Below are 2,221 nucleotides of genomic sequence, written 5' to 3' on the forward strand. Positions count from 1 at the left end.
GGCGCCTCCGGCTCGCCGGCCGGCTCCTTCGGCGGCGCGACCCGCCGCGGCGCCAGCATCGCCTCCTCGAAGGGCGAGGGCTCGATCACATGGCCTTTGTCGGACGGCAGCGCCGCCACCGGCGTCTGCCACTGGAAGGCATCGAGCCGGCCGGTAACCGGCGAAACCGGGCGCCAGCGATCGGAGACATAGCCGTCCGCTGTCCACACCGGATCGTGCAGCGCACGCACCGCGCGCAGGGTCCAGGCCCGCGCCCGGCCGCTGTCGCCATGCTCGGTGCGCTCGATCTCCGCCATCAACAGCGCGACCCGCTGCGTCGGCGCTGCTGTGAACGGCTCCAGCGCGGCGCGCGCCTTGGCGAATTCGGCCGCGTCGATCGCAGCACGCGCGATCGCCAGCGCGCCTTCGATGTGGCCGGGTGTCTTGGCCGCCAGCGTCTCGACCCGCACCAGCCGCTGGCGCGCGGCATCGCCGAGCCGCACATGCGAATAGGCGTCGGCGAGATCGGGATGCGGCTGCGCCAGCCACGCGGTCTCGACGATGCGCATCGCGCGGCGCACCTGATGCGCTTCGCTTTCGAATCTGGCGGCGAGCACGGCAGCCGGGATTAGCGTCGGCGCCAGCTTGAGCGCCTCCATCGCGCTGGAGCGCGACAGGTCGCGATCGATGGCCTCGAACTCCAGCGCACGCGCCGTCAGCAGCACGCCGCGTTGTCGCCGATAGGTCGCCTTGTCGATCAGTCCGGCGGTCTGGTTGTTGTCGATGATCGACAACGCGCCGGCCCAATCGCCCTTGGCGCAGCAGAAGCCGAGCACCGCATGCGAGGCCCATGACGACGACGGCGACATCTTCAGCGCTTCCTCGGCGATCATCACCGCCGCCACCGGATCGTCGGCGCGCTGCGCCTCGATGAACAGGCCGCGCAGGCCGAGCAGCCGCGTGTCGGGGCGCTCTGCCATGGCGCGGAAGGCGCGCTGCGCGCCGTCGCGATCGCCGTCGAGCTGCGCCGATTGCGCGTGCAGCAGCAGCGCCAGCGGATCGCCTCCGGCGTGGCGCCGCGCCACTTCGGCATGCGCGCGGGCGCCTGCGGAATCGCCATGCCCGATCGCGAGCAGGCCTTGCGTAATGGCGTGACGGCCGCGCGCATGGCGCCGCTCGCGCCTGCCGCGGCGGATGTGGCCCGGGATCTTCCACAGCCCGCGCAGGATCACGCCCGCGAGCATCGCAATGACGATGACGAGTCCGAGCAGGTACATCGGCTGCTTCGACGTCAGCCGCAAGCCGCCCCAATTCAGCACGAGATCGCCGGGCTGATCGGCCAACCAGGCCGCACCCGCTGCAGCGAGCGCGATCAGCAGCAGGAACAGAATGATCCGGATCATCAAGAACCTATTGCAAGAGTCTATTGATTGACCGTGGCGAGCGCCGCCATGGCGTTGTCGGCAAATTTACGCGACGCGTCGAGCGCGGCGCGGCGCGCGTCCACCTTGGCGAGCCAGGCTTGCGCGGCGGTGCGATCCGCCGGCGGCAGCGACTTCAGTTCACGCTCGGTCAATGCGAGATCATTATGCACGGCGGCCGATGTCACGCGCGCGACGATGCTGCTGCGATCGGTCCCGGTGCCATCGGACCGCTCGATGCGGATCAGCTTGGAGGCACCGGCCTGCAAACGATCGACCAGCCCGGCGCTGGCCGCGGCGGCTTCCGGCGGCGGCGGCGCGAGTTGCGGTACGATCTCGATCAACTCGCGGCACAGTGCGTTCGGGCTCGGTACGCCTGACGTCGCAAACGTCTCGAGCGGCTTCAACACCGCGGCATCGTCCGAGAGCGCCTTCGCGGCCTCGAGCGCGGTGGCATAGGGATCGCCATGACGAACCGCGCCATCGAGCAGCGATGCCGCAACGACGCGGCGCAACGGCACGTCGTCCGCCTTCGCCTCGGCTTTGGTGTCGGCGATCTTGCCGTCCTGCCTGGCGATCGCGGCGCCCTGCGCCTTCACCGCACCCTCGACCTTGTCGATGCGCGCGGTGATGCCGGAGATGTCGGGCGCAGCCGCGCCATCGCGCGGCGCGGCCTTCGCGTCATTGACGGCAGCGGCAAGCTTGTCGGATTGCGCCCGTGTTGCTGCGAGCTCGGTGCGGAGCGCAGCGATCGATTTGTCCAGCGCCTCCAGCCGCGCCGTTGCCGCGGGATCGGCGGCCGCCGCGACCGGCCTGCCGAC

At 70.6% G+C, this 2,221-nt stretch carries 2 protein-coding genes; both read right to left on the reverse strand.

Annotation, left to right across the window (positions count from 1 at the left end; genetic code table 11):
* Positions 1–1,382: heme biosynthesis protein HemY (locus H8A92_RS40240; RefSeq protein WP_229200777.1), on the reverse strand; the 1,382-nt coding region annotated here is incomplete at its 3' end.
* Positions 1,383–1,402: 20 nt separating this feature from the next.
* Positions 1,403–2,221: COG4223 family protein (locus H8A92_RS40245; protein WP_420831442.1), on the reverse strand; the 819-nt coding region annotated here is incomplete at its 5' end.

This window comes from Bradyrhizobium acaciae (assembly GCF_020889785.1).
In the GTDB taxonomy this organism is placed as follows: Bacteria; Pseudomonadota; Alphaproteobacteria; order Rhizobiales; family Xanthobacteraceae; genus Bradyrhizobium; species Bradyrhizobium acaciae.